This window comes from Brevibacterium sediminis (assembly GCF_024895295.1).
Lineage (GTDB): Bacteria > Actinomycetota > Actinomycetes > Actinomycetales > Brevibacteriaceae > Brevibacterium > Brevibacterium sediminis.
Genome location: NZ_JAHQRN010000002.1, coordinates 533,359 through 554,456 on the forward strand (window position 1 = coordinate 533,359; position 21,098 = coordinate 554,456).

Annotated in this window: 10 protein-coding genes and 2 pseudogenes; 3 read left to right on the plus strand and 9 right to left on the minus strand. The window is 57.3% G+C overall.

Going from position 1 to position 21,098, the window contains the following annotated elements:
- Positions 1-13: 13 nt before the first annotated feature.
- The 3 genes and pseudogenes from KTJ89_RS06820 to KTJ89_RS06830 form a co-directional block, all read right to left on the minus strand.
- Entirely contained in the window at positions 14-3,169 is a 3,156-nt protein-coding gene (locus KTJ89_RS06820) for an AMP-binding protein (RefSeq protein ID WP_259357178.1), read from the minus strand.
- A 232-nt stretch (positions 3,170-3,401) separates the two neighbouring features.
- Positions 3,402-3,792 (minus strand): annotated as a pseudogene (locus KTJ89_RS06825) (transposase); the annotation flags it as partial.
- A gap of 19 nt (positions 3,793-3,811) precedes the next feature.
- A pseudogene (locus KTJ89_RS06830) lies at positions 3,812-4,995 on the minus strand (IS3 family transposase).
- Between the two features lie 509 nt (positions 4,996-5,504).
- On the opposite strand from KTJ89_RS06830, the gene KTJ89_RS06835 reads away from it, so the two are divergent.
- The 3 genes from KTJ89_RS06835 to KTJ89_RS19350 are packed head-to-tail and all read left to right on the plus strand — an operon-like array spanning position 5,505 to position 9,537.
- On the plus strand, positions 5,505-7,019 hold the full coding sequence (locus tag KTJ89_RS06835; protein ID WP_259357179.1) for a DGQHR domain-containing protein: 1,515 nt from the start codon (positions 5,505-5,507) through the stop codon (positions 7,017-7,019).
- Positions 7,019-8,350: a hypothetical protein gene (locus tag KTJ89_RS06840; RefSeq protein WP_259357180.1), complete on the plus strand. Its 1,332-nt coding sequence runs from the start codon at positions 7,019-7,021 to the stop codon at positions 8,348-8,350. The genes KTJ89_RS06835 and KTJ89_RS06840 overlap by 1 nt, the downstream gene beginning before the upstream one ends.
- 5 nt (positions 8,351-8,355) lie before the next feature.
- A complete protein-coding gene (locus KTJ89_RS19350; RefSeq protein ID WP_374990261.1) occupies positions 8,356-9,537 on the plus strand; it encodes a DNA adenine methylase in 1,182 nt (393 codons plus the stop codon).
- A gap of 528 nt (positions 9,538-10,065) precedes the next feature.
- Here KTJ89_RS19350 and mobF read toward each other — a convergent pair.
- The 6 genes from mobF to KTJ89_RS06870 all read right to left on the minus strand — a co-directional run bounded on the left by mobF (position 10,066) and on the right by KTJ89_RS06870 (position 21,069).
- The gene (gene mobF / locus KTJ89_RS06845; protein WP_259357181.1) at positions 10,066-13,839 is read right to left on the minus strand and encodes a MobF family relaxase; all 3,774 of its coding nucleotides are present in this window, start codon (positions 13,837-13,839) and stop codon (positions 10,066-10,068) included.
- A 76-nt stretch (positions 13,840-13,915) separates the two neighbouring features.
- Positions 13,916-14,401, minus strand: coding sequence for a hypothetical protein (locus KTJ89_RS06850; protein ID WP_259357182.1), 486 nt, complete (start codon positions 14,399-14,401; stop codon positions 13,916-13,918).
- 748 nt (positions 14,402-15,149) lie between these two features.
- The gene (locus KTJ89_RS06855) at positions 15,150-17,045 is read right to left on the minus strand and encodes a UvrD-helicase domain-containing protein (RefSeq protein WP_259357183.1); all 1,896 of its coding nucleotides are present in this window, start codon (positions 17,043-17,045) and stop codon (positions 15,150-15,152) included.
- 7 nt (positions 17,046-17,052) lie between these two features.
- Positions 17,053-19,008: an ATP-dependent nuclease gene (locus tag KTJ89_RS06860; protein ID WP_259357184.1), complete on the minus strand. Its 1,956-nt coding sequence runs from the start codon at positions 19,006-19,008 to the stop codon at positions 17,053-17,055.
- Between the two features lie 365 nt (positions 19,009-19,373).
- Positions 19,374-20,384: a nucleotidyl transferase AbiEii/AbiGii toxin family protein gene (locus KTJ89_RS06865; RefSeq protein WP_259357185.1), complete on the minus strand. Its 1,011-nt coding sequence runs from the start codon at positions 20,382-20,384 to the stop codon at positions 19,374-19,376.
- 4 nt (positions 20,385-20,388) lie between these two features.
- The gene (locus KTJ89_RS06870) at positions 20,389-21,069 is read right to left on the minus strand and encodes a type IV toxin-antitoxin system AbiEi family antitoxin domain-containing protein (RefSeq protein WP_259357186.1); all 681 of its coding nucleotides are present in this window, start codon (positions 21,067-21,069) and stop codon (positions 20,389-20,391) included.
- Positions 21,070-21,098 lie beyond the last annotated feature (29 nt).

A 21,098-nucleotide genomic window follows, 5' to 3' on the forward strand; every position in this document is an offset into this window, starting at 1 on the left:
CCGGTTTGGTAGATTATCCCATTCGGAAATTGGCAAGAGTGTTGTTGGCAAACTTCGTAACCTCGGCAGAGAATCGATCGATCAATTTGGTGATCGATTCGTTCGAGTAGATCGCCGGGTTAAATTCCCATCTAAATTCGTATTCAGTATCGCGCGTGGGACTGACAGCTTCTGCATTCCTGGAACGCTGGAATCTGCGATTAATTGCTATCACGTTTAAGTCAGCTTTGCCAGTACCATTTGTGAGGACTGAGAGTTCCGGAGCCCAGTCTCCAAGCTGTATCTCAGGTTGCGGAGAATCGTGATGGCTAAAAACAGTTTGATAGAGCGGTGTGTACTCGCCGTTGGTTCTGGCGCCAGCTGAACGTATAATTTCGGTTACTGGAAGTTGATGATCTAACGCTTCATTCATAAGCGTCATTTCATTCTTCGCTGCTTGGAGAATACTATTCGTGATCTTCGTCTGCCGTAATGGTAGTACATCGACGAGCATCCCAATAGTCTTGTTCAACTTTGGAGTTCTATTGGCCACAGCTGTGCCTATCACAATGTCGTCACTCTTTGACAAAGTTTCAATACATCGCCTGAACACCGCAAGCTGAAGTGCAAAGGGTGTGATTGAAGACAGTGCACAAACTTTATCCAATTTTGAACTTAAACTGGCGGTAAATTGGGTCCATCGTACTTTTGCCTGGCGACTGGGCCCAGGAGGCGCTATCTGACCGTCGTTTAGTTGGAGTCGTGTAGTTCTTGCGCCCCGCATGACATTGGCCCAATATAGCTGCCGATCTTTCGCATCAGTCGAATCTAGATAGGCACGTTGCTGATCGGCCCAATGGAGATACGAGTAGGTGGAGGGGCTCTTCTGCTCCAAGGGTTTTCCTGTGAAAGCTGTCATAAGATCCTCTAGAAAAACGCCAACTGACCATCCGTCATGGACCAGGTGATGTTCTCTGTGGAGGAGTGCCGAGCTGCCGTCCATCACGAATAGATCCCACCGTATTAGGGGGAAGTCGGTATACCTAATGGGTGTTGTGACCAATTTTTCGATGGACTTACTGAGTTCAGATTCGGTGCAGTAATGCACCCTAAGCGAGGGAGTTGCGTCGGAATGTACGATACATACAACCCCTTCAGGTGTTGACTCCCATTGGTGACGGTATACCTCATGAGCATCGACGACTTGTCGTAGCGCTCGGTTGATACTAGTCGGATCGACGTGTCCTGGTCCGGAAAGTAGCATTTGATACTGGTAGGGGAGCGGGTCGGATGACAACTCTTCTTCGAAGACGATGCTTTCTTGACCGACCGAAGCTCGTCCCGTCGATGCTTGCGCGCGGTTAAGGCACCGGGACGATGGTTTGTTGGATGCAGCCAGTAGCGATACAGTTTCGATCTGTTGAGAAAGAGTTTGCTCGCCGTTGAGCGCTCTCACGGGGATCTCGATTCCTAAGGATTCCTCCACCCTTGATTTTAGATTGTATATCTCTAGGGACCGGGCGCCTACCGAAACCAACGTGTCAGATTGACTGAATCTTCTAACTGGCGCTGCACGCGTCCATTCGGCTGTCAGTAGTTTCTCGATGGCATCTTTCTCGAATGAACTGGGCTTGAAGTGAATAGCTTCTGTGGGTTCTGCTCGATCCTCTCGAACAAGGCGTTCGGCAGCGTCGCGATCGAATTTACCGTTTCTAGTGATAGGGATTTTCGACGCGAGGTGTATGTAAAAGGGAATCATGTGCTCAGGCAGGTACTCGCGAGCATAGGTTAGGATCTCGTTCTCCGTGATATTGTTCCCAGAAACGATAGCTGCGATACGAGTGTTGACGTGTTTGTCGAAATTTACCCCAAACACGTATACGTCGTCGACGCCCGGGTGTTCCATCAGTCTGCGGGAAATCTCGGATGGCTCTGTTCGCTTGCCGTTTATCTGTAATTGATTATCATTTCTGCTGATGTAGAAGAGCTTGTTGCTATTAAACTCAACTATATCTCCGGTATGATACCAACCGGACGCGTCAGTAGCCGATACAAGATCCGTATGATTCTCGCTTGTAATATATCCAAGAGTGATGGCCGGGCCCCGTAGAAGCAATTCGCCGATGCGATTACCCTCGTGAGCCGCCGTTTTTTCGAGTTTCCAGTCGACATGGGGGAGCGGCGTGCCGATGGAAGGGGTGACATTAGGTTTGCTGGGGCCTATTGATGCGGCAGTTGCTACGACTGTGCACTCTGCTGGTCCGTATGCATTTACTACGGTGGCAGGGAAGCGGGGGTCTGGTCCTCGATTAAGTTTATCACCGCCGGTGAAGACTATTCTAAGTTGGCTGCTATCTGGCCATCTTGTTTTGAATAGACCAGGTAGAAGTCCTGTTGGTATGAAGGAATAGTTGATTCTGTTGCTTATCAGTTCGTCTCGCAGACTCTCCGGAGTTTGAAGCGCTGCTGGGTGGATGAAGTGTAGCCTCAGCTTGCTCGTGAGAGCCCCCCATATTTCCCAAGTTGCTGCATCGAACCCAAAATTGGCAAGTTGTGAAGCTGTTTCACGTTGGTTCGAAATGATAAATTTTGAGTACCATTTCAGCATACAATCCAGTCCGTTGGTTCCGACCACTACACCCTTAGGCTCGCCTGTCGTTCCTGACGTGTATACGACGTATGCAGCTTCCGCGGGTAGTTTTCGAGCTCGGGCGCCGCTGTTTAGTTCGGTAATCCGTACATTGCTGACAGCGGGCGCACATTTGACCAGTACATGAGGACGAGAAAGTTCTATTAAATGTTCTCTTCGTCTCTCCGGCATATCATTAGGAAGCAAAATATAGGCTGCCCCTAGAGACCAAGTGGCTATCATTGCTGAAACGGTGTCTATATTTCTGGGTGATTCGATAGCTACTAGCGAGTTGCTATCGACGTTAATGCGACTTAACAGATCAGCAAGTGCTTTAGAAGTTTCGCGCAGTTTGGATCCTGAGATGTTAACAGTTTGATCCTTAAGTAATGTTTCACAATCGTAGTGCTTCATTGTTTCAAAGACTTGGCGGAGGGCCCATGACTCTTTGGGTGTAAGCATCGTGTTCGTTCCTTCATTGGCTGCTTGAACAACTTGGATTTTCTGTGCGCTTGAGAGCTGGTTCCCTGTGTAGCTTATCAAAATAATGTAAAGCTTCACGGTGGAAACTCGTTGTCTATTTGAATCTACAGCGTTCTTGACGAGGTGTGTCACGTCCTATACGTTTTTACGAACGCATCAGATGAACTAGCGGAATCGGGGGTGCCCCTATGTTTTAAGTCAAGGGGCACCGACGAGGTTCTTCAAGACTATCTAACGACGGTCGAGAGGCAGGAATGATCGGTCCGGGATCCTTTTCCCAGACTGAACAGGCGCTTCGCGAGCGGTCGGTTCAGGCGGCAGTGGCCACCTCGGGTGCGTGGAAGTAGGCACCATCGCGCAGCATTGCGTAGAGGACGTTGCAGTGCCTGCGAGCTAACGCGATCAGGGCCTGGTTGTGCTTCTTATGCTCGGCACGTTTCTTGTCGTGATACGCCCTCGACAACGGGTCCTTCAACGCCGCGAACGCGGACAGAAAACAGAGCCCGCTTGAGGATCTTGTTGCCCCGGCGCGAGGAATGATCACCCCGGATCGAGGTCCCTGGCCGCCGCATCACTGGCGTCAGCCCGGGATGCGATGCGAGGTGTCCGGCAGGCTCGAAGTCCTTACCCACCACCTCGGTGAGGTTTCTCGCCGTGGTCCTGACATCGACTACCGGCATCGACGTCAGCGACTGCTGAAGGTTGGGTTGGCTCCGAGGCTTATGCCGCCAGAGCGACGGCCGTGTGGTGAACAAGCTCGTATTCAACCGGAGCCAGTTTACTCAAACGTCGTTGTCGACGCTTCCGGTGATAGGTCCGCTCGACCCAGTGCACGATCGTTGTCCGCAACCTCGCTCGCGTGTCCCAACGGCTCCGGTCGAGGACGTTCTTCTGCGGCACAGCGAAAAACGATTCCATCGCCGCATTATCACCAGCAGCACCGACCCTTCCCGCCGATCCCACGAGCTCGTAACGCCGTAGAACCTGCTGGTACTTACGAGAACGAAATTGCGACCCGCGAACCGAGTGAACGACACAGCCTGCCACGGCCGGCGGTCCGCCACGACGAGCCACAGCATCATCAATCGCCGCCATAGGCAGACGGGATTTCATCCCCGAATCGATGGCATAACCGACGATTCTGCTGCTGAACACATCCTTAACCGCGCACATATACAGCTTGCCCTCACTGGTGTGATGCTCGGTAATGTCGGTCAACCATAGTTCGTTGATCCCTGTCGCTGAGAAGTCGCGTTCGACGAGGCCATGAAACACTAGCGGGCCGGGCTTCTTTCCGTGCTTCCGGGCCCGTTTGATCATGTGGGAGAACAGTTCCTGCTGCGAGCACAGCAGCCACACACGACGCTCTGACCTCTCGTATCCGCACGCGTGGAGTTCATCAGCGATGATCCGGTGCCCGTACTCGGGATCGTCCATATGAACGTCATAAGCGGCATTTATCAAGTGCGCCTCCTCGAGATCCTGGTCAGAGATAGGTTTCGGCCACCACTTGTAGATGCCTTGCTTGGTAAAGCCGAGAACCCGGCAGGCCACTGTCACCGGCATCCCGGTCGCAGCAAGGTCGAGGACCAGCGGGTACATCATTTTGGGTGATTACCACTAAACTTCAAGTTCGCTTGTCAGAGTTACGTTGCAGCCTTGCGGAGGATCTTGTCCTCGTGTTCAAGCTCGCGAATCCGTTTCAGCGCTGCCGCCTGGGCGTGAGACTCGTCGGGATCGCTAGCGGGCTCGATTCCCTGGTCTCGTAGCCGCGAGTCACGCACCCGGTCTTGAAAAGCTGACTTCGAGATGCCGAGGTTGGCACACACCTGCTTCTGGGTCATCCCCTCGCTCAGGAGCTCGAGCGCTGACTGCTTGAACTCGCCGATGCAGATCTTTGGCATGAATTCTATCCTTCCTGAAATCTATCCAGGCGGGAAGTCAACCAAACCTTCAGCAGTCCCTCGCCCTCGAACTGGGGAAGTACGCCGATCAGGCAGGAGTGGCTGTAGCGGATCCATCGTCGATCGGAGGGATTCTGGAAGCGCTGCTGGGCTTTCGGACGATAAGATCAGCAGCGAATCTGACAGACAGAGATTAAGGCCGGGCCGGTGATCGTGGTGTGCCCGATCGCGGACAGGACACGGTAATCGGAACGTGGTCAAGGTAGTGCTCAGTTTGTTGCTGGCGCGACGTGTTGAACACACTCTGTCCCATGCCTGGTCCAGCCGGCACGTCGAAGGGCCCCAATCGGACTCGCTCATCTAGACTAAGAAAAGTAGGGTCCGCCATTAGGGCGGCCTCCCGGGCTATAGTCGATGTCAGTGGAATCACTTAGGCTCGCAGTGTCGGCTTTGGATCTGGCTCGCCGATACCAAGGAGCAGGAACCGTTCACGACCACAGGAGGTTTTCATGTCGACGCCCGGTGTCATCTCTTCAGTGCCCGCACTACGGGTAAAACAGTGGCTCCCGGAGTGGGAACAAGTTAACTTTGATGCCGATCAGAATCAGGCGAAACCCGAGCCTCACTTTTACGTTTTCTCTCTGTCCGCAGCACGCCTTCGGGAGCTTTCGGCGATCTACCGTCGCGACACGACTGACATGACTGCTCGCCAGGATGACCTTGGTATTCAGCGGAGACACGACCCCGAGCGTAGTGCCGAGATCCAGCGATATGTAGTTGAGGGGTATCCTCGCTCTGGACTAAGTGAGGCCCAACGCAAGAATGCTGCAAATGACGGGCTGAGGAAACCAGGTTGGCTCCCAACCGCCGTCGTTGTCAATATCCTCAGCGAGGGTGACCAGCGTAACGGGCAAACTATCGGCTCCGACCATGTGATTACCGTGTCCGACGAACCGGGCGAGGTCTTCGCGAATCTGACCTTCCCAGACAACGTCGATGACGGTTTGCCGCCCATTGAAGTAATTGACGGCCAGCACCGGCTGTTTGCCTTCGACGACGATGATCCCAATGTTGCCGACTTCGAGCTGCCAGTGGTCGCATTCCATGGTCTTGATATCTCTTGGCAGGCTTATCTCTTCTGGACCATCAACATTAAACCGAAGAAGATAAATGCTTCGCTTGCCTTCGACCTGTATCCACTACTTCGCGAGCAGGATTGGCTCGATAGCGGTGACCGGATTTTAGTATACCGCGAGAGCAGGGCCCAGGAGCTCACTGAAGTGCTCTGGTCAACACCAGAAAGCCCTTGGTATAAACGGATCAACATGCTTGGCGGTCCTCGAAAAGAAAGTGGACCGGTTACGCAAGCAGCGTTCGTGCGGAGCCTGATAGCGAGTATGGTCAAGCCGTGGAAGCGGTCCGGCAGGCAGGCAACCGGTGGCATCTTTGGGGGCACGCCAAATCAGAATGACGGCCTTGCGTGGTCCCGAGTGCAACAAGCTGCCTTCCTTGTTGCGGCATGGAGATTGCTCGCGGACGCTATCCGGGCGAATCGTTCTGATTGGGCCGAAGCCATTCGCCAGGAGCAAGCACAACTCGACCTATTAGACGAGGACCCGGCTTTCAGCGGGCGCTATAGTTTCCTCGCCACTGATCAGGGCGTTCGCGGATTCCAGCACGTGGTTAACGACCTGGCGTACATTCGCGAAAAGCCACTCGGCTTGGCCTCATGGCAGGACACTGGTGACATCGCGGACGTGTCTCCCGACAGCATTGCGGAGATTGCGAAAACAATACCCGACACAATCATCAGTTTTCTGGAGGGGATCGCAGACGGACTCGCCACCTATGACTGGCGCACCAGTGGCTTCCCCGGACTCAATGAGAATGAGCGTCTGGCCAAGGCGGCTCTTAGAGGAAGTGGCGGCTACAAAGAGATGCGAGAGCAGCTCGTCGTTCACCTCTCGTCCGCGGCGAATCACGATATCGCAGATGCAGCTACCACCTTAAAGGGCTGGATCTAGTGGCTCAGAACCCAGTTGTGCCTTTGTCGGCCCTCAGCTTCTCAGATCTTCGTTCGGAGTTGGTGAACGCAGTAAGTAGACTCCAAGTTTCTAGCGATGGCGTTTGGCTCGAACAGGCGAATCCCTATTTAGTTGGCGGTTCGAAGCAAGTAGTTAACGACTGCAAGGCGGGTACGGCGGACTTCGATAAAGTTGCTGCGTACGTCGGTGCATCATCCTTCGTTCACTGCGCGGACGCCTGGAGCTACGTCGGCCGTGCAGTCGACGCCCTGCTCAAAGGTGATGTTCATGCCTCAGTTCACCTTACTTACTACGCTGAGTTGAGGGCGGCTAAGAGCCTGCTTGCAGCCGAAGGCGTATTCGTGGGCAACCGCTACAGTTGTGCTCTTGACGCGAACACCACTTTGACGAAAGTCAGCGGAAATGTAACCCACACAGCTGCGTGGGAGCTAATTGAAACGTGGTTTCAGCAGCCAAGTTCCGTAACCACAATCGCGCAGGTAGTCGCGCCGGGCGGCCAAAACCTCCAATCCTGGATCGGCCAAATACCTGGCGGGGTGAACGCTGTAATGCAAGATATGCTGGCGGGAATCGCGTTCGATCTTCAATCGTTCTCGGAAGACCGAGAACGTCGAAATTTGGCAAGTTATGAGCCCACCACGCTGATGCCAGCAACGCTGAATGTTGACACTATTCGCCGAACTGTCATGGAGATTTGGTCAGAGATCGAACCAATGGCTGGTGGTGACTTTCCCGGGATTGACCGCGCAATTCTCGCCAACGTGCTCGTCCGTCAATATTCAGCACAGAACTTGACTCCCAATCCGAGCGACCCTTCAAGAGGCGTAGTAGACTGGTCTGGGTGGGTTTCATGGATTGACTCACTCACTCCAGCAGAGTTAAGCCCCTCAGCGTTCAAGGAGGTACTTCGAAGCGATCCAACCGGCTCCGAGTTTAAGGAGATTCTTGGTGCGGGTTTCGTCGATACTTCGGCCATGACAGATCCTGCCGAGTTCATCCGCCCCATGCTTTCCCGGGCCACGTTTCTGACAAGGATCGCAACCGGGCTGTGCCTTCGAGTGCTGACCGATGCTGGGAAGTCTTTTAGAGAACTGACTGCGTGGACCGAGGCATTCTCTGAGTCGCGAGGACATATCGAAGCAGTGCCCCTCCCTTTGCCGGCGACGGACTTGATCACTGACCTTGAGCTTCCGCGCATGACTTTGGAGGAGTCTCAAGCTTTGAGTCTCGGAGCACTTGTTAGAGAACTATCGGATGGTATCGGTTTGCTTGGTCAGACAGATCGTGCTGTCAGCTGGAGTTTTGCATGAAGTATATGGGTAGCAAGTCGACTCTGCTTAGCGGTGACCTCGGCAAGATCCTCCTCCACGAATCCGCGACAGCGAATCGCTTTGTCGATCTGTTCGCTGGGTCTGGTGCTGTCGCACACTTTATCGCACAGCGAACGGAGCTTCCCGTTCTGACCGTGGACCTTCAGGAGTACGCGCGAATCTTATCGGCCGCGATTATTGAGCGAACTGGCTCGCTGGTCGGCGACACTGTGTTGGAAGATTGGCTGGCAACTTCTAATGCCTCTGCAGCTCGCGCTGACAATCCCAATCCACTCACAGCAAGAATTGTTAATGCTGAGAGAGCCCAAGCGAGTTCCTTCTCAGAAGGTTTTGTGACTCGGCACTACGGTGGTCATTACTACTCGCTTGTACAGGCACGCACTCTCGACGCGCTATATGCCGAGCTTCCTAAGTCTGAGCCTCAGCGGACCGTTGCGCTTGCTGCGTTGATTCACACAGCCAGCGCATGCGCAGCGGCCCCGGGGCACACTGCGCAACCCTTCCAACCGACCGAAACGCTCCTACCATTCATCGAACAAGCATGGTCTCGTAGCGTTCGGGATACGGCTCGCAACGTAGTTGAACGGCTCGCAGCCGCATTCGCTACAGTCAGGGGTGAGGCTCGCGTCGGTGACGCGCAATCGACAGTGCCGACTCTAGGCGAGGGCGACTTTGTATTTTGTGATCCGCCGTATTCTTCAGTGCAGTATAGCCGTTTCTACCATGTGCTCGAAGGTATCGGACGTGGTGGATGGGACGAGGTTAGCGGTAATGGGCGGGCACCTGCGCGTGCTTCGAGGAAGACGTCGGAGTTCAGCATGAAATCGAAGGCGCCCGCGGCGATGAAGAATTTATTGGTCGGACTCCGCAGGCGTGGGTGCCGTGTGATGATTACATTTCCCGATGCAGATGCGAGTAACGGGCTCAGCGGTCAAGACATTATTGCGATGGCCTCCGAAGACTGGACCGTCCAGCCGCACTATGTTAATTCAATCCACAGCACTCTCGGCGGGTCGAACGATGGAACTCCTCGTGGCGGGCGGAAGAAGCTCAAAGAAGCAGTTATCATTCTTGCACCGCGATCAACCATTGTAAACGTTCCCCTGGCTGTGGCTGGGAAGCCGGAGCAGATTACGCCTCGGACGGTCGCTACAGCGGCGGGTTGAGCGATAATCTTTTCAGGCGCTACAGTCTCGGACGATCTTGCGCTGGCGTACACCGTGCCCACTACGATCGGCCAGGCGCGAGGCAACCTGCACAATTCGTGGTATCCGTTGACCCTGCTTGGTCTCTGAGAGCTCACGTACGCTGGAATTATGCAATTCCTGAGCGGCATTGGGATCTTGGTTCTATCCGCCTTTGTTCTTATCAAATTTCTTCGCCACGACAGACCCCGCTCAGACTATGTGGGTCACAGTCGATGAGCGAACAAGCTGTGATTGTGCTTCAGAGTGCAATGGGCTGCATCGGCGTTTGCCGTGGTGGACCGACCTGAGCTTTAGGTAGCGCTGAGCATTGCCGGATTAACAGATGTCCTGCCATACATTGCCGGAGTCACAGGTGTCCTGCTGTACATATTCATTCTGAGGAACGACGGCTCCGGCGGAGTCGTGATTCACGATGCTGACAAGAGATGATGAACCGCGGCGACCCCACCCTAGCGACTACACGACACAATGCGTTGTGGAGATCGGTCATCGATCCCAACCGGCCATTGTTCTCGACGTAGCTTGAGGGATCGGTGGCTGCGGGCGCGTGCTTGGAGCGACCATCGCCGGTAGCGAAGTGTCATTGAGTGCTTCGTAATCAAGATCGGCAGAGACCGTCTTCCAGTCGACAGCTTCGACAACTTTCACCACTGATAGCTTTTCTTCACGTTGCCGGTCCGCAGGTTCGACTGCGGTCATGATTGCTTGCAATCTGACCCAGTAAAGGCGGAGGTAGTCGTCCTTCGGCGGTTCTGCTCCCAGCGCTGTGGCGGAGTCGGTCTGGTCGGAAACTCCGCGCCACACGATCACTGCGTCGATAACGTCGTCGTAGCGGGGGTGATGTGCGTACTGCTCGCGAAGGGTCGAAAACCACTCAGGAGGTTCCTTCGTCAGCACTGCTCGCCGCGCGTCAACTTGGTCCTGGAGGTCGTACATGGACTGTGCCCATACCCGCGCCTGCTCGTCGGTGGCCGTCATGGTGTCGGCGATCATATCACCAGGCCCGGTGACCGGAGTATCGGCGGGTTTGTGACAGCGGTCGATGATCGTTTCGGCTGTGTCGGTTAGTTGAAGCTCGCCACGCATGTTATGTACCGGGTCGACGCTGATGAGGCGTTGCCAGTCACTACCGGTGCGGATCTGCTCGGCACGAGTCGGGTCAGCGTGCCGGTCGAGCCATTCTTGAGTGCGGGTAACCTTCGCCGCCCAGCTGAGGTACGTGAGTTCATGGCAGAGCCTCCCGACATCGTTGGCCCAGCCCAACTCGGCGTCCTGAACCTCATGTGCCGACTTCTCCGCCGTGGAGCGGGAGACGACAGACTTGATGTAGAAAGCAGGGTCGTCGATGACTTCCCCGTCCTTGTCGACTGGGGCGGCAGTCAGCTGTACGTTCCAGTCTTCAGGTGTGGGGTTCTCGGGGTTGTCGATGTCGACGTAGGCGTGATTGCCGCGTTTGCCGCGTGTCATCGCTACGTAGAACAGTTCACGAGAGAGTTTCGGGGTAACCACGGCGTGGCCGGTATCGACGGTGACTCCTTGTGATCGGTGCGCGGTGGTGGCATAACCAAGTTCGACAGATGACGCGAGATAGTCGGCGTCGAGCACGATCGTTGGAGGCGTGCCGTCCTCCCCGGTCTGCACGTAGGCCTCGACGCTGCCGTCAGGGCGGATCGCTGTGATGGTCAGGCGGGTGCCGTTGGCGACGAATGCGCCGTTGGAGTCGCGGATGCTGCGGTCGTTGCGCCTGGCCAGGAGGACATCGCCGATGCCTGCCTGTACGTCGGAGCGCAGCGTGACCGGGTGGGTGATGTCCACCTCGCCCGCTTCCACCAGGTCGGTGTGGGCACGCTGATTGAGCTCGGCAACGGTCTCATTGTCAGAGGCAATGAGGATCGATGACATACACTCATCAACGTCAGCTTTCCATGCGGAGTAGGCGGTGTCGGCGGCTTCCTGGTTGGGATCGCCGTGAATGCGATCGTGCTTGTCGTAAGTGTCTACGACAGCGTCGATTCCGTCTTTGTCGGTGACCGACCTGAGTTTGAGGGAAGCGGCACGTTCCCATTCGTTTTTGAATCGCCAGACGGTATCGAGGGTGGTGTGGTCGAGGTTGCGTTCGACGTGCCCGAGGAAGCCACCGGCGTCGACGGCCTCCAGTTGCGCGGGGTCGCCGACGATGAGGAGTTTGGCTCCTGCGGCCTCGGCTTGGCGGGAGAGCTCAGCGAGGTTGGATGTTGAGACCATGGAGGCTTCGTCGACGATTATGAGCTGGTTGGGGTGGAATTGGTATTGAGCTTGGGTGGCGTAGTCGGCGGCGAGCTTGGCTTGCATAGCCTCGCGTTGCTGGACGAGTCTGGCCCGATCACGATGTGGCGTGCTGTTGATGGTCGTGTTGAGCGTGGCCAGCCGTGCTTCGAGGTTGGTCACACGTTCGGCACGCCGTGCTGCACCCTCCCCGACTGATTCGAAAAGCCATTTGGCCACGTTGTCGGTGTCCACGTGGATCTCATCACCGAGGACACCAGCCGCCACCGCGGACGGAGCGAGACCGATGACGGATTGCTCACCGTAAACCGCATGCCAGGTATCGGTGATCGCGCCCATAGTGGTGGACTTGCCGGTGCCTGCGGGACCGATGATGGCGGAGATCCCCGCGTCGGAGGACAGTACATGTTTCGAAGCACGCATCTGATCCGCGCTGAGCGGGTGTCCATCAACGGTCCGCCAGTGTTCGAGGACGTCGACGTGCTCTGGGTGACCGGCCAGGGTCGGCGCCCCGGTCGCGGTCACACGCGAGATGAGGTGGTCTTCGTCGGCCATGACTTGCTCGGTCGTGTAGATCCCGGAGTGATGCTGGTGGTCAAAGACTGACCGGTCACGGAGGTTGACCGTGGTGTCCGGTCCCTCGGGCGCTCGTGACCGATCAGGGGTCAGAGAGACGGCCTTGTCGAGAGTGAGTTCGACAATGTTGTCCACGAGCGCGTGCCGGTCATCGACGGTCGGACACCGGACAAGACGAAGGACCCGTTCAGCCGAGGCACGCACGTTAGCGCGGGAGAACGTCGTGCGGCGCTGTGAAGCGTCGGTCAGTGTCCACTGGCTGATCTGTTCGACGATGTCGCCGGTGAGCATATCGGCGGTCACTGTCCGGACATGGTGACCGACCGCGTTCTTCACGAGGGTGTCCGGGTCGAAACCGGCCATGTGAGTGCGCTGCCTCCACCAGTGCATCTTCTCCGGCAGAGTGGTGCGCTCGATTGTGTTCTTCTCAGGCCGGTTCTCGAGGGTCGCCTGCTGTCGAATGAGCAGCACCTCGCGTGGGGTCGGTCGCGTGCCATAGGTGTCGGTGTATTCGGCGATGAGTTCATCGGTGCGGGTCTCGATGCTGATTGATCGGCTGGAGAATTCCTCGATGAGTTCGTCGGGGATTCCGGCTAGTTCGACCCGATGTGCGGGTTCGTATTCCGCTTCGGTGTCTGTGCCGGATTCGATGTGTTGTTGGACGTCGAGGTCGACGTCGGTGCGCGATTCGGCGACGGTGCCGACGTCGACGGCGAGCCGGTCGAAGATCAGCGAGTTGTACATTTCCGAGATGGCCACGACGTGCCGGTGAAGCGTGTATGAGTCGATGGTGACCCAGTGCCCGTCGGAGGCCCGCTGCACTCGGTTGGCGATGACCAGGTGAGTGTGCAGTTGCGGGTCACCGGCCCGTGAGTCCCAGTGGTCGAATGCGGAGGCGATGACTCCGTTGACGGCGACGTGGGCGACTCCCCCATGACCGGCGCGGGATTGAATGACGTTGGCCTCGACCCACGCGAGTGTTTCTTCCAGCGCCATCCGATGCGCGGCCTGGATGCGGCCCTGCAGATCGGGACCGGCCAGTGCCCAGAGAGCGGACACGGATTTCGGTGGGGAGAAGGTCAGGTCGAAGCCGGCCACGCCCTCGCGTTCATTCTTGGCCGGACGACCGGCAGGTGTGACCGCACCGTTGGGTGTGGACTGTGTCTTCATCAGTGGCCGACCGAGCGGACGACCGGACACGGGGTCTTCCTGGGCCTGGTAGAGCGACCGGGCATGGGATTCGGTCACTTGCTGACCGACGGACAGACCGGTCAACCCGTCGAGACCGCTGCCGAGCCATGTGCCCGGAGGGGCTTTGGCCTCGGTGTAGTAGGAGGTCATGTCGCGGGTCTGACCGTCGCCGGACGCGGCATGTTCGAGGTAGTAGTTGATGGACATCTTCGAGATGGACACGGTCATGAGCGGTCTCCCTCGGTTACGGTCGAGCGGTCGGTCACGGACCGGTGTAGCCGGTCAACGGTCACAGCCACAGCGGTCATTGTCCGGTCCGTCGGCGGCGGTCACGTCCGGTCTGCCAGGTCGCCCACATGCGGACAATCTCTCGGTCACCGGCGGACAGGGTAGTCGTCTTGGCCGACTTCGCGAGACGACCGGCCAGGGTGTCCCACGCCTCGATGACCGGACGGAAACGTTGCCGGTCACGGGCGAGGTCGTTCAGTCGGTCAACGGCTTTGTTGTAGTCGGACACGAGAGCGGAATACCGGTCACGCAGTTCAGTGTGTTGGCCGGTCAGTGCTTGGTGACGGTCTGCGAAAGTGGCCAGTCGCTTCTGTAGATCCACGATCTGCTGGGCGGCGATTTCGAGGTCTGTCCGGTCGTTTTGGTTTGAGGCGGCAGCTTCGAGGTCAGCGGTCACCGAGGCCAGTCGGTCACGTGTGGCTACGAGGGTGTGGAGGCGGTCGATGATCGCCCGTTGGGCGTGGCGTTCGCGCTTGCGGTGCTTGACCGCTTGACGGCGCATCTTCGTCCGGGTGGTCTCGATGCGTTCGCGCGCGGCCGCGAGGCGTGATTCGAGCCGGTCTTCGCGGGCGGTGGCTTCATTCAGTAGGCGTTTTAGCCGAGCGATCTCGGTCTCGTGCGCTGCCCGCCGCTCGCGCCGACGGCTGGCGCGTCGGCGACAGGTTATGCCGCAATACCGGCGACTCGGCGGGGCCTCGCCTGGCAGCGTCGTGTCGCATTCGATGCATGTGCGGGGTCGATTGCTCATGCTCATGGTTCGTTGGAGGCTGTGCTGGCCGTTTGTCACCGTCCCACGGAAACGTGGGACGTATGCACCTTGGTGCCAGAGGTGTGTAGCTTTTGAGGTTGGATTTGCTCGTCGGAGAAGCGCTCTTCTGCTTGAGGTTGCGCGGCATGGGGTTGCGTGTGAACTGTGCTGGTAAGCGCTGAAGTTCTCTTCGGCGGTGAGGATCTGTCTGCTGGTATCTACTTCGGGATGTGAAACGATTGAGTATGGGGACGTCAAGGCATGATGAATCCTTCGGGGCCCTCGTTCGGATAACGGCTCGCTGCACTCCCGAACGGCGAATACTGGCAAAATTGCCAGATCAGATCACAGGATGGCATTGCCAAAGCTAAGGACCCCAAAGGGCCCGGCGCACATAAAGCCCCCGGACGGGTCTATGAGAATGGCTACGGGTGCCACACTAAGGATGGCTCGATGAGCGCGATGTGGCTGTCGACGCCATGTGACGAGAATGCGGTTGAGTCTATGTCCAGTGCTGTGTTTTTGCTCCCGATTCCTCCAGAAGCTCGAGCAAGGGCTTGATATTACGCCGTGCGGCTTGCGGTCGAGTTGTTGTGAACACGAGTCTGTAGGCCGCACGCGACAGTCCGACGAAGAATGCCGAGTTCCCACCTATCGGATCCTTTCGGTAGGACCACCACTGATCATCGTCAAGGCCGAGAAAGACCACTGTGTGGTACTCAAGCCCTTTGCTTCGATGTACTGTCATGAGCGCGACTGAGTCCGCGGCTTCGATGGCATCGACGAGTTCCCGCCAGTTACTGGCCTCGTCTTTCACGCTGTTGATTCGCGCGGTGAGCGACTCCAGAAGAAGCCCAAGATTGTCGCCGCTGTTTTGTCCCCGTACAAATCCCGCGAGTGCGGCAGAACCGATGAGGCCGGCAGTGTAGTCGACGATATCCGTGGCATCGACGCCCAAGACATCGTTCTTGCCTAACCAAGCGCGCAGGTCGTCGGTCAATGCTGTCAGCTGGTCGGATAGTCGTCGCTCGGCCTGTTCGGTGCCGTCGCTACCCGCAACACGTCGGAGGAGGGCAAGAGTTTCGCTCCAAAGGTCGGCATGTCCTGCAGGGTACGCCGCGAGTGTGAGGAGGCCAACGAGAGAACGAGTGACGTCGTGTTTGAGTAGATCTTGTAACTTGAGCTTCCCGCATTCGGCATCATCGTTGCGGATGGAGAGCCCATGTCGTTTGAATGCCGAGGTCAGCGCGGGCTCGAGTTGTGCAACTAGCTGCCGGGCGATGAGTGCGAAGTCTGCGCTGGTGCGGCCAGATGATGCGATGTCGTTTGCGATCCACTGCGCGAGGTGCTCAGCCTCCTTTTCGGCGCTGGGGTAGGTCCAAACGACTAGGGGAACATGATCGGTCTCGCTCTTTGCCCGGGACTCAGTAGGCGCTGCCATTGGGTCGATGCTGGTTGCAACTCGATTTTGCACGGCGACGAGGTCGGCTGAGGATCTGAAGTTCCAGGTGAGAGCGAAACGCCTAGCTGAGAAGTCTGCTTCGTAACGGTCGAAGGCGTCCTCGAGTGCGCCAGCGAAGCTCATGATGCGCTGTTTGCCGTCTCCGACTGCGGTGGCGACGACACCTGGGTGGGCGAAGACTGTCCTGAGGAAGGTGATCTGTGCGGCGGTCGTATCTTGAAACTCATCGACGAACACGAACGGGTACGTCGCTCGTAGCCCTCGCAGAATCTGCGGGCTCGAGCGGACAAGTAGCTCAGCTAGACGGTTGATCATCGTGAAGTCGATCACGGGCGACGTTGCCGCTCCGAAGTTTATCCACCACCAGCGCAGGGCAACGAACTCGTAGGTAGATGCAGATGGGCCAGTTGGGTCTTCGGGTAGCGCGAAAGTTCCCACAATGTCTGGAAGGAACCGTCCAGGCTGAATCGCCAAGATTTCAGACTGAAGCCATTGAGGCTGGCTTCCACCGAGATCATCCAAAAACATCTGTATCTCTGGCTTCTTAAACAGGCCCACATCGCAGCGGCGACCGTTGAGACGCCACGCAGATGGTAGGGCGTGTTCAAATCGATCAAAGAGGCCTTTGGTGAAGGCATCGAAGGTCATCGATTCAAATCGATGTGCGGCTTCCGGGACGCGGTCGGCCACCCGTTTGGCAAGGTTGACAGCCGATGAGCGTTTGTAGGAGATTGCGAGGATTCTTTGCGGGGGTGGACAGAGGCCAGTCTGCAAAAGATACGTCGCCCGCTGAGCAAGGAACTCTGTCTTTCCCGCACCCGGCCCTGCAGTCACAGCGGTACTTCCAGGGTGCCGTAGAGCGGTCCAGGCGGCTGGTTCGAGGTCTGGAACCCCTACCGATCGCCATGTCGCCGCCAATCTTTGGTGGATATCCATGTCGCTATCAGGGGGTGATTTCGGACCGGACGAACTCAATCAGTGCCCGAAGTACCTCGGGAATATTGACCTCGATCTCTTCTGTTGCCATTCGGCTTAGCGCTGCAAGATGTGTTGCTGGTTTCGACTGGTTGCTGAAGAGGTACCGGTACCACTGCAGGTCCTCCTGCCGGTTCTTCTGCGTTTCCTTGTCGGTCGGGTTCCAGTACTTCTTCCCTCGGGTTGTGCCACCGGTTCCCAGGACCGTCTTTGTGGCATCGGTGGATTGGGGTCCGTGTTGACCAGATTCTAACGTCGTGTAGGCGCTCCCGTAGTGCTGAAGCATGAGCATGTCGAGGTCAAGCGGGGAGGAGAAGAATACGCCGTAGTCGCGTAGCCGGTTTCGTACCTCTGTGAGGTCCTGGAGCTTGGCTTCGTCGGAGATGTCATCGACTGTGGTGAAGTCGTCGACGTCGTCCAAAACGTCGATTCCGTTGGCCTTGAGGTTTCGTATCGCTGTTCTGTAGCGACCTGGACCGCCGTCGGCACGCCCATGGTCTAAATCAAGCAAGGTGGCGTGCGGAATTTTGAGGTCCGTCAGGAGGCGCCAGAAATGGTGTGTGTGGCGCCCGCCAAGAGGGACCATCGCGATGAACGATGGGTCGAGTTCTACGCCCAGGGCGCGTGCCAGCTTAGGGATGACGATGTGCTCCGAGTCGCCTTCACCAAGTATCACGAATCGTGCGAAGTAGAGCTCAGGATGGGCTCGAACTGCTTCGCGGATGTATGTTGCAGCCGCGGCATCGTCTTCGGGTAGCGTGATCGGGCGGATGGTGGATTCGCCGGTAGTGAATTCCTGCCGGAAATGACGAACCGAGCGCGGATCTATGCGGCCAAGAGCACTGGTGGAATGGCTTGAAAGCAAGGTTTGAACCTGTGAGGTTTTGCCGAGGTCGTCCAATTGCTTGATGATTCGGGAGAGGTAGTAAGGAGAAAGGCTGTTCTCTGGTTCCTCGATTGCCAGAATCGTCAGGGCCGGAATATGGGTGGCGTCAGGGTCGAACCCGGAGGCAGGATCAGTAGACACCTTTCGTTCGAGATCGAGGGTCGCGGTTGTGAGCGCCAAGTGGAGCAGCGATCGTTGTCCGTCGCTGAGGAGACGCGCTGGACGTGCAGCGCTGCTGGGGTCGGGTTCAAAAGTGAGCTCAGCGCCGCGGAGGAACTGGTCGATGTCCGGCTCGAGTGGCTGAAAGCGGGGCTGCGAGTGAGTGCCAGCACCCTGGAGTTCTCGCCAGCGATCCCCGAAAGCTTTTTCGACGGTCTTTGTCGCGGCTTCAGTGTGGAACTGACTACTCACGTCGTCCGCAACGTTACGGACGAGCTCCCTGAGGTCGTCGGACCATAGCGCAGCCTTCCACAAGCGGCCTCGGAGGAAGGTCGACACCTGCTTGGAACCATCTCGAGTAGCCGGGACATAGACGAACTGGATCCGGGAACGTTCGGCTGGCGGTAACGTATGAACTTGGTCCTCGGTATACCCGTCATCGAGAGAAGCGACGCAGAAGAGACGCGTTTCGATAGACCCATCGAGCGTGCCGTCGTTTTCCCAGGTGGCCTCGAGAACGACGCGGCACTTCATGTTTCCATCTGTGTCCGCCGCCATGCGTTTGAAAAAGTCCGGAACGGACGAGACTTCGCCGTCATGATCATTGAGCTCAGGGAAGGCCAGGATGACCTCGATGCGCAGGGTTCGAGTGTTGGGCTCGGAACCTGGTGCCTCTGTGGCAGGGACGTGGAAGTCATCAACTCGAATACTACGTTCTTCGGCAGAGATCCCGAAGATGCGCTGGAGAGCCTGGCACGCTGCGGTCTTGCCCGTCCCGTTGGTGCCTATCAACGCAGTGAGGGTAGATTCCAAGGTCACCGGTGTGGCCTGGTTACCAAAGCATCGGAAATTCCGTAGCAACATCGACTCAATGTGCACTGAGTCCTCCTCATCTCTTGCCAAATTGATAGTGATCCTATCTGAGAAGGAGCCTGCGGTCGCTCTAGGCGGAAGGAGGAAAACTCTAGGGGCCTAAAGGTCGACCAGACAGGATCAGCTTGATTCAACAGGTCTCAGCCCGCGGTGAACAGTCTTGCAACTGCTAAAGAGAACGATTCGGCGACCCAGCCTCACGCAGGAGAGTACATTCTGAGGGCACGAACGTCGGTCGCGAAGCACAGAACGCGAACACGCCGCCCGGTGCAGCAGGATTTCATCGTTAATGGCCGACCACTAGCTGACTGTCGCGTCTGGCGTTACTCCTCGACCGCACCAACCAGGGTGCCGGAGTCGGCAGTTAACCACTATTTCGGGGTTGGGCCGTCTGGTCCAGGATGTTGTGCCGAGGGCGCGATCACCGTCGGATCCGTTGGTGAAGGATTCGTCCTGGCCGCAGGGTTAGTATCCCAACCGTTTTGCGGCATCCATTTGCGAACCTGTGGGTGCGCGGGGTCGATAGCCGGAGCCAGAAGTGTGCCGATCAGTCTCTCGGCAGCATGGACGTCCGCGAAGCCCCTGCAGGCAGGCACGTCTTTTGCCATACGCGAGTACGGGGCAGTCCACCCGTCTGGGACAGTGAACAGCGTCGGAATTGGTTCACGACGAGCCGCGAAACGAGCCACTATCGCCGATTCCATTTGGCCAACATCAACTGATTGTGTGCGCGCGATTACGACGAGATCCACGAGGTCTTTGGTCCGGGTGCTCGGTCTACCGTTGAAGCGAAGCATGGTGGCACTGGCCTTATCTGCGATCTGATCTGCCAGTGGGTAAAGACTGTAGGGGGCTGTAGGCAGCCCCCTTGCTGGCACGACTCGGGAGGCTGGATCAATCACTTCGGTCCTGCCGATCAGCACGTCCTCGACGACTAAGTCAACAGGAATCGTGTGGATGAGCTTCAATGTCTGAGCATCACGCATCTCGAATGTGATTCGTCGCCCTGTGACATCGGGTTGCACGTCATGTTCGACGATGGGACGGCTGTCGCGGTGGCGGATCACTACGTGGTCGCCGATGTCGTTGGACGCAGCTTCGATCAGTGCTCGTTCGGCATCGTCGATAGACATGGCTGAGGTAGTGAGATCCACGTCTTTGGTGGCTCTAGTGTCGGGGACTCGGGCGAGCATGCCAGAACCACCTTTGAGCACCCAGCGGTTTCCCTGCGATTCATCGAACACGCGAGAGAGGAACCGGTCGAAGTAGGCGCCGCGAATGAGGGCGTGAAAGTCTCGTCCTTGCTGTTTCGAGATTGCCCTCGCCGCTGCTTTGATCGCCTTGTCGGTGGCCGTCCAGGTCGAGTAGCCGGAATCTGTCATGCTGTCATGCGGCGACTCTATCGGCGTTCGGCGCGATGTAGTCGAGCAGTCCCGCTCCGTCGCCTCGGGAGAAGCCGTGACGGTGGGCATGTCGCCCAAGAAGAGCAACCAGACGCTCAGGCCTCATAATCCTCCCCAGGCGACGGGCGTCCCTGTAGGCATCCCCAATCAGTGACAGATCTGCACCTTGACCCGGTCCCGCCAGGTCCGCCAGGGTGGCCTCGATAGTCAGAACAGGAATCGAGTCAACATAGTCGACATCAATCGGCTCGACCGTCCGTCTCCGAAGTCGCACGTCATCGATTCGGGTGAATCGACGGGCAGTAACGATGAAGTCAAAGACGCGAGGCCAGAAATCACCGATTCCGTGGAGCTCAGCGGCATTCTCTCCCGCCACAATGACCGGTGGCACACCGTTGCTTCCGTGACGGTCGCCCTGGCTGACCGCGAGCCAGCGCCAGAACGTCGGATCGGAGAGCTGCCCAGGGGCAGCTTCGAATCGGTAGATCCCATGTTCAACTCGCTCCAGGACTCCGGCGTCGGCCATCGACTTCAGCTGTGAATTCGACACCCCTACGTCGTGGGCCAGCCGGGAGGTCACGAACCCGTTGTAGTCGTAGGCCACGGGACTGAGCGCGGCAACCACTTGATAACTCATGGCATCAATAATACCAGCCAGAAGCATTAATGATGCCTCTGGCTGGTGGAAGTGTC

What these genes read in the sequence shown, in the direction of transcription:
- KTJ89_RS06835 (WP_259357179.1), top strand. Translation starts at nt 5,505, where the DNA reads ATGTCGACGCCCGGTGTCATCTCTTCAGTGCCCGCACTACGGGTAAAA.
- KTJ89_RS19350 (WP_374990261.1), top strand. Translation starts at nt 8,356, where the DNA reads ATGGGTAGCAAGTCGACTCTGCTTAGCGGTGACCTCGGCAAGATCCTC.
- mobF (WP_259357181.1), bottom strand. Translation starts at nt 13,839, where the DNA reads ATGACCGTGTCCATCTCGAAGATGTCCATCAACTACTACCTCGAACAT.
- KTJ89_RS06850 (WP_259357182.1), bottom strand. Translation starts at nt 14,401, where the DNA reads ATGCGCCGTCAAGCGGTCAAGCACCGCAAGCGCGAACGCCACGCCCAA.
- KTJ89_RS06855 (WP_259357183.1), bottom strand. Translation starts at nt 17,045, where the DNA reads ATGGATATCCACCAAAGATTGGCGGCGACATGGCGATCGGTAGGGGTT.
- KTJ89_RS06865 (WP_259357185.1), bottom strand. Translation starts at nt 20,384, where the DNA reads ATGACAGATTCCGGCTACTCGACCTGGACGGCCACCGACAAGGCGATC.
- KTJ89_RS06870 (WP_259357186.1), bottom strand. Translation starts at nt 21,069, where the DNA reads ATGCTTCTGGCTGGTATTATTGATGCCATGAGTTATCAAGTGGTTGCC.